12 protein-coding genes and 1 pseudogene are annotated in these 12067 nt (G+C 40.8%); 5 read left to right on the top strand and 8 right to left on the bottom strand.

Annotated features, from left to right (window positions below):
- Positions 1-200 (top strand): annotated as a pseudogene (locus FTT91_RS07430) (IS5/IS1182 family transposase); the annotation flags it as partial.
- A gap of 29 nt (positions 201-229) precedes the next feature.
- Here FTT91_RS07430 and FTT91_RS07425 read toward each other — a convergent pair.
- The 6 genes from FTT91_RS07425 to FTT91_RS07400 form a co-directional block, all read right to left on the bottom strand.
- The gene (locus FTT91_RS07425; RefSeq protein WP_257229581.1) at positions 230-673 is read right to left on the bottom strand and encodes a hypothetical protein; all 444 of its coding nucleotides are present in this window, start codon (positions 671-673) and stop codon (positions 230-232) included.
- A 4-nt stretch (positions 674-677) separates the two neighbouring features.
- A complete protein-coding gene (locus FTT91_RS07420; protein WP_004971651.1) occupies positions 678-1238 on the bottom strand; it encodes a PAAR domain-containing protein in 561 nt (186 codons plus the stop codon).
- Between the two features lie 252 nt (positions 1239-1490).
- The gene (locus FTT91_RS07415; RefSeq protein ID WP_004971648.1) at positions 1491-2021 is read right to left on the bottom strand and encodes a gamma carbonic anhydrase family protein; all 531 of its coding nucleotides are present in this window, start codon (positions 2019-2021) and stop codon (positions 1491-1493) included.
- Positions 2022-2127: 106 nt separating this feature from the next.
- Positions 2128-3276, bottom strand: a complete 1149-nt coding sequence (gene dacC / locus FTT91_RS07410) for a D-alanyl-D-alanine carboxypeptidase PBP5/6 (RefSeq protein ID WP_004971646.1) — start codon at positions 3274-3276, stop codon at positions 2128-2130.
- A gap of 116 nt (positions 3277-3392) precedes the next feature.
- Positions 3393-3785 (bottom strand): MCR_0457 family protein, encoded by a 393-nt coding sequence (locus tag FTT91_RS07405; RefSeq protein ID WP_004971644.1) that lies wholly within the window; start codon positions 3783-3785, stop codon positions 3393-3395.
- A 317-nt stretch (positions 3786-4102) separates the two neighbouring features.
- The gene (locus tag FTT91_RS07400; RefSeq protein ID WP_026438310.1) at positions 4103-4474 is read right to left on the bottom strand and encodes an MCR_0457 family protein; all 372 of its coding nucleotides are present in this window, start codon (positions 4472-4474) and stop codon (positions 4103-4105) included.
- 211 nt (positions 4475-4685) lie between these two features.
- Here FTT91_RS07400 and surE point away from each other — a divergent pair, with 211 nt between their 5' ends.
- From surE to FTT91_RS07385, 3 genes are all read left to right on the top strand, one after another.
- Positions 4686-5462, top strand: coding sequence for a 5'/3'-nucleotidase SurE (surE, locus tag FTT91_RS07395; protein WP_096901077.1), 777 nt, complete (start codon positions 4686-4688; stop codon positions 5460-5462).
- Between the two features lie 106 nt (positions 5463-5568).
- Entirely contained in the window at positions 5569-6387 is an 819-nt protein-coding gene (locus FTT91_RS07390; RefSeq protein ID WP_104851774.1) for a peptidoglycan DD-metalloendopeptidase family protein, read from the top strand.
- 94 nt (positions 6388-6481) lie between these two features.
- On the top strand, positions 6482-7411 hold the full coding sequence (locus tag FTT91_RS07385; RefSeq protein WP_104851775.1) for a LysR family transcriptional regulator: 930 nt from the start codon (positions 6482-6484) through the stop codon (positions 7409-7411).
- A gap of 82 nt (positions 7412-7493) precedes the next feature.
- Here FTT91_RS07385 and FTT91_RS07380 read toward each other — a convergent pair whose 3' ends face one another.
- On the bottom strand, positions 7494-8705 hold the full coding sequence (locus FTT91_RS07380; protein ID WP_131261143.1) for an aspartate aminotransferase family protein: 1212 nt from the start codon (positions 8703-8705) through the stop codon (positions 7494-7496).
- Between the two features lie 161 nt (positions 8706-8866).
- Here FTT91_RS07380 and grxD point away from each other — a divergent pair, with 161 nt between their 5' ends.
- Complete coding sequence (grxD, locus tag FTT91_RS07375; RefSeq protein WP_180169208.1) at positions 8867-9208, top strand: Grx4 family monothiol glutaredoxin; 342 nt, start codon at positions 8867-8869, stop codon at positions 9206-9208.
- A gap of 123 nt (positions 9209-9331) precedes the next feature.
- Here grxD and FTT91_RS07370 read toward each other — a convergent pair whose 3' ends face one another.
- On the bottom strand, positions 9332-12025 hold the full coding sequence (locus FTT91_RS07370; protein ID WP_131261142.1) for a Lon protease family protein: 2694 nt from the start codon (positions 12023-12025) through the stop codon (positions 9332-9334).
- Positions 12026-12067 lie beyond the last annotated feature (42 nt).

Genomic DNA, 12067 nt, shown 5'->3' with positions numbered 1-12067 from the left:
TAGGCAGGACATTATGGAAAAAATGGTCAGGCTATCATCGCCGCAGTTTGGTGGAAACCAAGATGCATTGCATCAAATTATTAGGCGATAAATTAATGGCAAGAAGCTTTCCTAGTCAGGTGAATGAAATTCATGCACGTGTAGCAGTCCTCAACAGATTTACGGAATTAGGTCGACCACTTACCCAAGTTACGCCTTAAATTTGGCTCAATTAGGGGCGCTTTGCATTTCAAATCTTTGTGCAACAAAGCCCTTCATCAATGGTAAAAGTCATAAGAAAACGTGCCTTAAATACAGCCTTTTGAAATTCAGCTACAATTTTAGGAGCCTCTCGCATCACATTTTTCATTAGATACTTGTGAAACTTTATATACATTTGAGTGTGAAATGCTGGATCCGATAAATATCCTTCGGGAAAATTATTGGTATCCCATTCCATTCCAAATCTGATAGCTGTGAGTAATTCTATTTTATTTGTGATGCTCGACCATTGATCTAAATTCATTATAAAGTTGTAAGGTCGAGTAACGTAATAATTGCGTACTTTAATAATGTTATTACATAATGGTTCTGAAAACTCACAGACGTTCTTTTCTTCTGGAAATGCTACCCAAGCATTAGATTTTCCAGAAATGGTACGACTATAAGCGGATGCTAACTTCGTGGTTTCCATATCATCATACCCATTCATTCATTGGTTGTGAAAAGTCAAAAATATGTAGACTGACCTGTTCGGATTTAATTCCTGTACGCAGAGTTTCAGTAAAACCATCATGATCAGTAAAGCCGCTATACTCTTGTCCATCATTTGTTGTTAATAGATAGAAGCATCCACTTATGGGTAGGTTGAATTTTTTATTGATAAGCTGGAACTGTAGTCCATGTTCTTCTAGGCGAATGCGGTTTCCTAGGAAACTTTGAGTAAGTGAGTATTGCTTGTTTTTTTGTTGCTGAGAGAAAGAAACAGTTTTTGGATGCGTTCCAACGACATGAGCTTGTTTGGGTATTAAAGTTGCTCCACAGGTAAAGTGATCCCCTACATAAGCTACTGCTTTACCATCAAGAATGACGTGATCCTGACTTTTGATTAGAGTTGACCACATTTTACATTTTGGACAGCTAAAGCCATCACCAGCTCTTAAGAAGGCAATCCCCATTTGGGTGATGCTATACTGCGTTGCAATAACTATTCCACCGTGTGAAGTCGTGGAGCCTTGAATGCCAAAAGGACGAGTCATAATTTAAATTCTTATTGGTATTGTGGTCTGGTGAATAAAAATATACTTACTAAAAAATAGATTGAAAATATGAGAGATAAATTTGTAGTGTTTTAAAAAAACTTGTTCATATTTTTCTATTTATAAGTATGTCTTTTATTAAAATTAATATAATACTGATTATTATACTTTTAAGTGTATCAGAAGCATGATGAATTTGGAATCATCATGCTTAAAATTGACTTCTGGGTATCCCATCTAAATTAAGGCATTTTATTGATAATTCCCCGCCACTTTTACATAGTGTCGTGCAGAATAAGGTAAAAACTCTTTTTCCTTGTCAGTTAAAGGACGAACTTTTTGCACAGGGCTACCCACGTACAAATAACCACTTTCCAAACGCTTACGCGGAGGTACTAAAGACCCTGCGCCAATCATCACATCATCTTCAATAATGACATCATCCAAAACAATTGTGTTGATGCCCAATAACACCCGATTGCCAATGGTGCAGCCGTGCAAGGTCACACCATGTCCAACCGTGACATCTTCGCCAATAATCAGCGGTGAACCTTCAGGTTTGTCGGCTTTTTTATGGCTGACATGCAGCATGGCATGATCTTGTACATTGGAATTTTGACCAATCCGAATATGGTTGACATCCCCACGAATCACAGCAAATGGCCAAACCGATACATTTGCGGCCAAATGCACATCACCAATTACCACCGACAATTCATCTACATAGCAGCTAGCGTCAATTTTTGGGGTTTGCTCTAAATAAGCACGCACATTTTTTTTCATAATGGACAAATCTTTAGCTTATAAATTTAGGATTGAGGACAGTATAAAATAAAAAAGCACACATGCGGGCATGTGTGCTTTGCGCTTTAGTCTAAGCTTATGAATCTTAGAATAAGTTGCTAAAGAATTGTTTGATATGGTCTAGCATACGTGCAAAGAAACCCGCTTCTTCCACTTCCTGCAACGCCACCAATGGTTTTTCAGCAATCACTTTACCATCTAAGGTTGCGACATATTTACCAATCACTTGACCTTTTTTCAAAGGAGCAGTCAATTTAGGTTGAACCACCAATTGAGTTTTAATTTGGTTGGCTTTGCCTTTTGGCATGGTCACGTTAAAGTTTTCTGGCAAACCAATTTGTGCTTCTTTGCTTTTACCGTACCATACTTTTGCTTTAGCTAAGACTTGGTTGGCAGGCTGTACACGTACAGTTTCGTAGTTTGCATAACCCCAAGCTAACAATTCACGAGTTTGAGTTGCACGAGCTTGCATGGTTGGCGCACCAAAAATCACCGAAATTAAACGCATTGGGCCACGTTTAGATGAAGTGGTTAAGCAGTAACCCGCTTCGTTGGTATGACCTGTTTTTAAACCATCCACGCTTGGGTCGGTATATAACAGGGCATTACGGTTGCCTTGTTTAATTCCATTAAAAGAAAACTCTTTTTCAGAATAAATTGGGTAGTATTTTGAGCTGTCATGGATGATGTGCTGCGCTAAAGTCGCCATATCTTTTGCGGTAGAAAAGTGACCTTCAGCAGGCATACCCGTAGAGTTCATAAACTGGGTATTGCTCATGCCAATACGTTTGGCTTCTTCATTCATCATGTGAACGAATGTGCCTTCATTACCTGCAATGTGCTCTGCCATGGCTTTAGATGCATCGTTGCCCGATTGCACGATAATTCCGCGTAGCATTTCAAGTACGGTTGCTGTGCCATTTAAAGGAACATACATACATGATTCTGTGCTGCTGCCACGACACCATGCAGACTCATTCATGCGGACTTGTTCATCTTCCGTGAGTTCGCCTTTTAATAACTTTTGTTCAATGATGAAACTAGTCATCATTTTGGTCATTGAGGCAGGGGCGAGTTTTTCGTTTTCATTTTTTGAAGCTAAAATTTGTCCCGTCTCATAATCCATCAAAACGTATGATTTGTTATTGAGTTCTGGTGGTGTAGCTAAGACAGTTGCTGCATAAGAAAAGCTTGGTAATAGTAATAATGCAGCAAGGGCGCTTTTTGGGGTCATTCTAAGAGGTTCCAATACTTGAGGTATGCACAAAAGAGCTAGCATTTTAGGGCAAAGCTCTGCCGACTTCTATGGGAGAAATCGGCTTATTGATAAAGTATTGTAACCAAATTGTATTATCTGCTATATGCTGTCAATTCTTGGCAAATTGCTTGGTTTTTGGCTGTTCCAGCAGCTTTGGCATCGGCACGGGCTTCTTTTAAAATTGGCTGGAAGCTTTTTTGTTTGCTGAGTTTACTTAAGGCAGTAACAGCGTCTTTTTCTTTAGGCATATATTCTTGGGCAAGTTTTGTATAACCCTGATGAAATTGATCTTGTTCTTTGACTAGTGAAGGGCAAACTTCAGATAACACATAAATAGCGGCTAATTCTTGCTGAGTCACTTGTTGTAATGGCGTCACTTCAATATTTTCTTCTTGCGCAATTGCGGCTTGACTTAAACCCAAACTGAGCGCAACTGCGCCAAAAAAATGAACTGCACGTGAATTTTTTAAGCCAGAAAATTGCATATCAAGTACCTTAAATATTGTTTGAACTGAATCTACCGATTCATTTAAGTGCTTATAAGATGAATCATTTATTTGCGAATTGAAAGAGTGAAAATGTATTAAAGCTGTGTGATCTGAGCGCAAATCATGTATAAAAAGTGAAGATTAAAGTCTGAAATTTGAAAATCAGTGGCTTGATATAAAGCGTAAAATAATAGTGGAAAAATACCAGATATAAAAACTAAGCATAAAATTTAAGGCAAACTTTGAAAGTTTGCCTTAAAGGGTGAGTATGCAAAATTATTTACAGGCTCAAAATAGTATTTAAATCATGTGATTTAAAGTGCTAATTCTAAAGCTTCCTGACACACTACTTTTTGCTCTTCTTTGGCTGTATCTTTTGCTGCTTCACGCGCTTCAGCTAAAACGGATTGATATTCTGCGTCGGCTTGTAGTTTGGCAAGCGTCATGTTCGATTCTGAATAATCTTGTAGATAAGTTTGAATCAGTGCTTGAATATTGGCATCTAATTTTGCATTTTTTCCAATCAGTGCAGGGCACATTTCAGTCATGACTTGTGCCGCTGCAACATCTTCTTTCACAATCGTATTGGCTTCTGCTGCAGTCAAATCTTCTGCAATTACAGACTGCGTTAATACAGCAGCAAAACCTAGACCCAATAAACGACGAAATGACAAAGCTAAAATCATGAGAATCACATATATTTTTGGATGGATGTTAAGCGCTAAATATATATAATCTTTTGTATATTTCAATGAAATGTGCTGATCAGTCATTTTGTTGTCGTGTGCTTATTAAATGTGCTTAGGCATGAATCAGGCACAAACAAGTTTAAGATTGAACCGACGTTGCTATATTTTAGTATATAACCTTTATATTTGTTTTATCTGAGATTTTTCTGTGAATATTTTGATAGCCAATGATGATGGCGTGTTTGCACCTGGTATCCAAGCTTTGGCGAAAGCCTTAAAACCTTTGGGTCGCGTGGTGATTGTTGCACCCGAAAGTGAACGCAGTGGTTTTTCGAGTGCGCTGACTTTAGACCGACCATTACGTCCTGTGCAAATTGCTGAAGATGTCTGGGCAGTGAATGGTACACCTGCAGACTGTGTCTATTTGTCGATGAATGGATTGTTCGATTTCGAATTTGATTTGGTGGTCAGCGGCATTAACAGCGGTGCAAATCTAGGGGATGATGTACTGTACTCAGGCACAGTCGGTGCGGCATTTGAAGGACGTTTGATGAAACAGCCTGCGATTGCGGTATCACTTGCAGGGCATAATGTACGTGCTTATCAGCATCCGCAAGATTATATGCAGGCAGCGCAGTGGGTACATGACTTTATTGCTCAAGGTTTACCAAGTTTACCTGCACGACATATTTTTAATGTGAATATTCCAGATGTGCCAGTGTTGCAGGGCACAAAAATTACCTATCAAGGACAGCGTACCCAATCTAAGCCAATTACTAGTCAGGTCGATCCACGAGGGCGTCAAGTGTATTGGATTGGTTTGTCGGGCGAGGCAGTGGCTGCACCGAAAAAAGGCTTAACTGAAATTGAGTCTGATTTTTTTGCGGTAGCAAATGGCTATGTCAGCGTGACACCAATTCAGATGGATGCCACCAATTATGACGTTTTGCAATCATTGCACAGTCAATTTTCCCAAATTGGCTAACTAATGTTATAACTTTGTGAAAAAGTAGCTTGTAAGCCTCATTACAAGGACTTTTTTGCTACTCTTAGCGCAATAGAAAATATTTAGAATTTGTAGAGAGGAAAGAATGCCTGTGGTGTTTCAGTATCGTTTATTTAGCACACCAACAGCATTGTTGAAAACCTTAGTGTTATCAAGTGCTGTTGTGGCTACCGTCGTGTTGAGTGGTTGTGCCTCTAAACCTCAAGTGAATAATTCTGCACGTTATGCAACAGCGCCGAATTTTTATACTGTACGTTCAGGTGATACTTTAAGTGGTATCGCTGCACGTTATGGTTTGAGCTATCTCAGCATTGCAGAAATGAATGATATTGCACCGCCGTATCGTATTTATGTCGGGCAGTCGATTCGTTTGAAAGCGGGCAATGCACCACGTACAACAAGCACTCGCCCTGTAACGCAGGCTGCACCAATTCAACGTCAAACAGTCACTTTACCAACGACACCTGCACCGGTAACATCGACTACAACCACGACCACTAGCTCAACAACACCAAGTACACCGGTGCGTAGCAGCACATTGCGCTGGGTGAAACCATCTCAAGGTGCTGTGATTGCACAGTTTAATTTGGCAAGTAATATCAAAGGAATTCGTTACGGTGGCAATGTAGGTGACCCAATTTATGCCGCAGCAGATGGGCAGGTGGTTTATGCTGCAGATGGCTTAAAAGAATATGGAAACTTGATTTTAATCAAGCACATTGATGGTTATATCACCGCCTATGCACATAACAGTAAGATGAATGTGAGCAGTGGTCAAAACGTAACAGCGGGTCAAAAAATTGCAGAAATGGGCTCTTCGGGTGCTACACGTACCATGTTGGAGTTTCAGGTACGCCTAGATGGTAAGCCAATCAATCCGACTAATGTTTTACCAATAAATTAAATTTTGCAAATACAAAACATAAATTTCACCGTATAATACAATAGGTTGCTTTTATCGAAAGATAAGAGCACCTGTATAATTTCAGAGGGAATTTATGTTAGATCAACTTCGAGCAATGGGTGTATTTGCTTGTGTTGTTGAAAAAAGCTCGTTTAGCGGTGCAGCGCGTGATCTAGGGATCACCACAAGTGCCGTCAGTCAACAAATCCGTTCATTAGAACAAGAAATGGAAGTCACGCTTCTGCATCGTTCTACTAGAAAACTGAGTTTGACTGAAGCAGGACAAGCTTTTTTCCACAGCTGTCAAGAAATGCTCGCCGCTGCTGAGCGCGGAAAAATCCGCATTAATGAATTAAGAGATGATCTGGTCGGTGATTTACGAATTGCCACCACTCCTGAGTTAGGTGCGAATCATGTGATTCCTGCTCTTTCACATTGGATGTCGGCCCATCGTGGTTTATCTATCCATCTAGAAACCGACAATCAATACATTGACCTGATTGATGGTCGCATTGATATTGCGCTGCGTATGAGTCCAAAAATTGAAGATCAAAACCAGCATGTGATTCCAATTGCCCATATTGACCAAGTTTTAGTCGCATCACCTAGTTATTTAAATCAAACCGCGCCCATTTCACGTCCTGAAGATTTAAAACATCACGAGTTAATTCCATTAACCATTATGAAGAATTTTCAGCAACTCAATTTTAAGCATATCAGCACTGCTGAAAATGTGGATGTAGAGTTGGGCTCGCGTCTATCGACCAATAATGTGTTGGTGTCTAAATCTTTGTGTATGCAAGGGCATGGGCTTGCGCGAATTTTGCATTTGGATATTCAAAAAGATTTGCTTAATGGCAGTTTGGTTGAAATTTTGCCTGAGTGGAAATTACCCGCATTTACCTTGTATGCAATCATTTCCAAACATGAGCAACAACCGATGAAAGTACATCGTTGTTTGGAAGCCTTAAAACAATATTTTTCTCAATTGCCGGGTGGGCGAGTGTTTCAAGAAGCATCTTAATTGAATGTTGATAATATACTGATCGACCATTTAGTTAGCAAAAAGCCGCAGTTCAAACTGCGGCTTTTTGTTAGGGATTTATTTAAGCCAAGAATTTTTTAATCATTGCTACAAGGCGTTCAATCAATTGATCTGCCTGGGCTTGAGTAATATTTAATGTTGGCAATAAACGCACCACAGAACCTGCAGTTACGTTAATAATCATTTTGTATTCATCGCGGGCAATATCGACCAACTCTGCACATGGTTTTGGTAATTCAATACCAATCATCAAGCCAAAACCACGCACGCTTACATTTTGGTCTGCGAGTTGTTGACGCAATTGTTCCACAATGTAGCCACCCATTTTTGCTGCATTTTCTACCAAGTTTTCTTTCTGGATGGTGTCAATAACAGTGTAAACCACGCGTGAACCTAACGCAGTACCACTGTAGGTTGAGCCATGATTACCAGCAGTAAGAACGCCCACACCACGACCTTGAGTCATGACTGCACCAATTGGGAAGCCATTGCCCAAACCTTTCGCTGTAGTCAATACATCAGGCACAATATTGGTGTGCTGATAAGCAAAGAATTTACCTGTACGACCATTTCCTGTTTGTACTTCATCCAGCATCATCAGCCAGTTGTGTTGATTACAAATACGGCGGATGTCTTCTAGGTAGCTAAAGCCTTGTGGTGCAGTATTCACACCGCCTTCACCCTGAATCGGCTCGACTAAAATAGCCACAATATCAGGATGCTGAATCGCAGCTTCTTCAATGGCTTCGACATCACCAAAAGGCACACGAATAAAGCCTTCAACCAAAGGTGCAAAACCTTCCTGAACTTTTTTATTGCCAGTTGCAGACAGGGTAGCCAAAGTACGACCGTGGAAAGAGTGATCTGCAACAATAATTTTAGGATTGGCTACGCCTTGCATGTGACCGAATTTACGTGCAATTTTAATTGCACCTTCGTTAGACTCTGCGCCACTGTTTGAAAAAAACACTTCTTCCATGCCAGCAACTTGCGCCAATTTTTGTGCAGCAGCAGTCTGCCAAGGCACCTCAAACAAGTTACTGGTGTGAATTAAGGTAGCCGCCTGATCTGCAATGGCTTCGGTAATTGCAGGGTGTGCGTGACCTAAACCACATACGGCAATGCCTGTAAGTGCATCTAGATATTCTGTGCCATCTTCAGTATAAAGATAAGAACCTCGACCGCGGACAAAGCTGATCGGCTGACGGCCAAATACAGGCATCAAATGTGATGGTTGATCAGTTTGCACAGGAGCAAGGGTAATGTTATTCATGACTAACTCTTATCTGTTAGGTTGGAGGGAAAAACTTATATAAGCAAAATCTACTGCAGATGAAAAGCCTAATTGTAAATAAAATTGGATTTATTGCTTTAGACGTACTGTTTTGCTCGGTTTTGGGTATAATGCCACACAGATGAGTTGAGGATTTACCAATGACTGAACAAGTACGCGATACCGAATCGTTAATTCGTGAACAAATTGCTAAACATGCTGTTCTTCTTTACATGAAAGGCACACCACAATTTCCACAATGCGGTTTTTCTGCGCGCGCAGTAGAAGCACTCAGTCAAATTGGTCGTCCTTTTGCTTATGTGAATATTTTAGAAAATCAGGATATTCGTACCACTTTGCCAAAAATTGCCAACTGGCCAACTTTCCCACAATTGTGGATTAACGGTGAGTTGATTGGTGGTAGCGATATTATGTTGGATATGTTCCAGAAAGGTGAGTTAAAGCCTTTAGTTGAGCAATACAGCCCAGCACCTGAAGCTTAAAGTATTGGACTTGGGTCACACTAGACCAAAGTCATCCATACAAAAAAGTTGATATAAAAAAAGCGCCTTGGCGCTTTTTTTATATCTGGAATTCACTTGAATAGCTGATTTGAATCACTGCACTTAGTTTACCGCAGTACTTTCAGTTGCAAGTTCAGCAGTTTCAGCCGACTCAGCAGTGACTTCATCAGAAGTTGCCGCATCAGATGGTTCAGCCGATTTCTGTTTTTTCTTGGCTTTTTGCGCTTTGTCCTTTTTCTCTGGGTCTTTTTTGTCCTTTTCTTTCTTGGACTTTTTCTTTTTCTTTGGCTCTTCTTCAATTTCAGCACCATCTTCAATGGCTTGCCAATACTCAAGTTGTTCCATCACTGCAGCGTAAATTGAACCTTTACTGTAACGTCCTTTTTTAGTGAGTTTACCCACAGGACGCGCCATTAAAATTTCTAAGGCTTGGTCAATGGTATCAATGGCGTGAATGTGGAACTGACCTTGTTCTACCGCTTCAATCACATCTTTACGCAACATAAGGTGCTGCATATTTTGACGTGGAATAATCACGCCTTGCTTGCCAGTTAAACCTTGCAGTTTGCAGGCATCAAAGAAACCTTCAATTTTTGCATTCACGCCACCAATTGGCTGTACTTGACCAAGTTGGTTCATGGAGCCTGTAATGGCCCAAGATTGGTCAATAGGTAGTTGGCTGATTGCAGAAATCAAAGCAGAAAGCTCTGCCACTGTTGCACTGTCACCATCAACCTGACCATAACTTTGCTCAAAGGCAAGGGCAGCAGAAAAATGTAAAATTTGCTCACGGCCAAAATGTGCTTTGAGGAAACTGGCCATCAACAACACGCCTTTGGCATGTAAAGAACCGCCAAGTTCAACACTGCGTTCAATATCTAAAATATCGCCGCCGCCTTGATAGACTGAGGCGGTTAAGCGCGAAGGTAAGCCAAACTCGACATCGGCATAGTGAATGACCGACAGGGCATTAATTTGCCCTAAACGATGTCCGCGAGTTTCTATTAACTGCGTACCGCGTGATAAATCTTGCCAGTACAGTTCTCTTAAATAGCCTAAGCGATATTTGCGATGATCCAGTGCGGTATTGATATGCTGTTCGGAAACCGTTTTATCGCCCGCCTGTGCCGCATGGTGATGCGATTCACGAATTAAATCCCCCAAGGTGAGGGCATGTAAGGAGAGTGAGCTTTGATCTTCAGCTTGACGACTTGAGTCAGTAAGTAAAGCTGCCAAAGCAGAACGGTCAAATGGTAATAATTTGTCAGATTGCACATAGTCGGCAATCAGCTGCATATATGCCTGCTCGTTTTCGTCATTACGTTGTAATGTATCGGTAAAGTCGGCACGGATTTTAAACACGCTGCCAAGTTCGGGTTCTAGCTCTAAAATTTCATAATAAATTTCAGGCTCTGCCAGTAAAATCACTTTAATATTTAGTGGAATGGCTTGTGGTTCAATTGAAATGCTGCCTGTTAAAGTTAGCATGTGTTCCAAAGATGAAAGTTTCAATTGCCCCGATTTTAAAGCGCGTTTCAGTCCTTGCCATGCATAAGGCTGTTCCAGTAACTGCTCTGCTTCGAGCATCAAAAAGCCGCCATTGGCTTTATGTAAGCTACCTGCACGAATTAAGGTGAAGTCAGTGGTAATGGTGCCGTTTTGCGTGAGTTGTTCTACATGCCCCAATAAATTGTAATGGGTTGGAAAATCTTCAAAAATAACAGGTACACCGCTGTTGGGTTTGTGCGTCACAATAATATTGGCTTGGTAGCGCGCAGGAATACGGCTAAAGGTGCCAGGACGGAAATCATCTTCTTCCTGTTCTAAAACAAACTCGACATTATTAATAATATCTTCGGCATAGTATTGTAAATATTCAGTCAAACCTTCGACACTAGGATATTTATTTTGAATAATATCAATGCGTGGCATTACCACTTGTTTGGCAATATCACGGTTCAGGTCTTGTACTTTGTCACGTGCGTCATCTTCTAAATCGCCTAAATGCAAACCCAAACGCTCCAGTTTTTTATTCATATAACGAATATTGGACGCAATTTCTGCACGGGTTTTGCTGTCCAAGGCGTTAATATCTTCCTTAGACATTTCCTGCATTTTGTCATTTTTCAGATGCACGGGTACAAAGCAATGTTCATCTTCCTGCGCAATCAGTTTTAAATCGAGTTCTTCACCTTCACTGGTCAGCTCAATTAAGGCTTGTTGCTGTTCATCACCCGCTTGCTGACGAATCATTTCAATGCGGTTGTGATAGGTTTCTGCGGTAAAGCGACGTTCGAGTTGCTTTAAAATAGTTTGCCAAGTTTGATGTAACAAACTTTGAAATTTAGGCGCTTGACCTGCAGGCAGTTGCAAGGCAATCGGTTGGCGCGGGTGTTTGAAATTATTGACATAAACCCAGTCATTCGGTGTGGGCATGCTCTTGGCATGTTGCTGCAGCAAACGCTTGACCATGGTACGTTTGCCCAATCCCGCCGTACCCACTGCAAAAATATTGTAGCCAGAATATGGCAGGGAAATACCTGCTTCCACCGAAGCGCGTGCCCGATCTTGTCCTAAAAAATTATTCAGCGGTTTAATGCGTCGGGTCGAAGCGGGAATGTTATCGTAATTTGGAATATGGGTTAGTTGTGTTGCTTTGAGTCGTGTATTTTCTAAAGTCGTTTGTATTTCGCTTTGTTCAAAGGCAGAGCTGAGAAGCGGTTGTTGTTCATCTTGCGCTGCTGTTGTTGTGTTGGTTGTCATTGATGGGGTGATTTGATCAAGTCTTTGGGTCACTGTAGAAATCCAAAACGAAATATTGCAGTTAGAAGTTTAAAG

This window comes from Acinetobacter sp. YH12021 (genome assembly GCF_013420145.1).
Classification (GTDB): Bacteria; Pseudomonadota; Gammaproteobacteria; order Pseudomonadales; family Moraxellaceae; genus Acinetobacter; species Acinetobacter towneri.
This window is presented reverse-complemented; position numbering and strand designations above follow the sequence as displayed.

Excerpts from the sequence above, each read along its gene's own strand:
- FTT91_RS07425 (WP_257229581.1), bottom strand. The coding sequence starts at position 673 with ATGGAAACCACGAAGTTAGCATCCGCTTATAGTCGTACCATTTCTGGA.
- FTT91_RS07420 (WP_004971651.1), bottom strand. The coding sequence starts at position 1,238 with ATGACTCGTCCTTTTGGCATTCAAGGCTCCACGACTTCACACGGTGGA.
- FTT91_RS07415 (WP_004971648.1), bottom strand. The coding sequence starts at position 2,021 with ATGAAAAAAAATGTGCGTGCTTATTTAGAGCAAACCCCAAAAATTGAC.
- dacC (WP_004971646.1), bottom strand. The coding sequence starts at position 3,276 with ATGACCCCAAAAAGCGCCCTTGCTGCATTATTACTATTACCAAGCTTT.
- FTT91_RS07405 (WP_004971644.1), bottom strand. The coding sequence starts at position 3,785 with ATGCAATTTTCTGGCTTAAAAAATTCACGTGCAGTTCATTTTTTTGGC.
- FTT91_RS07400 (WP_026438310.1), bottom strand. The coding sequence starts at position 4,474 with ATGATTTTAGCTTTGTCATTTCGTCGTTTATTGGGTCTAGGTTTTGCT.
- FTT91_RS07390 (WP_104851774.1), top strand. The coding sequence starts at position 5,569 with ATGCCTGTGGTGTTTCAGTATCGTTTATTTAGCACACCAACAGCATTG.
- FTT91_RS07385 (WP_104851775.1), top strand. The coding sequence starts at position 6,482 with ATGTTAGATCAACTTCGAGCAATGGGTGTATTTGCTTGTGTTGTTGAA.
- FTT91_RS07380 (WP_131261143.1), bottom strand. The coding sequence starts at position 8,705 with ATGAATAACATTACCCTTGCTCCTGTGCAAACTGATCAACCATCACAT.
- grxD (WP_180169208.1), top strand. The coding sequence starts at position 8,867 with ATGACTGAACAAGTACGCGATACCGAATCGTTAATTCGTGAACAAATT.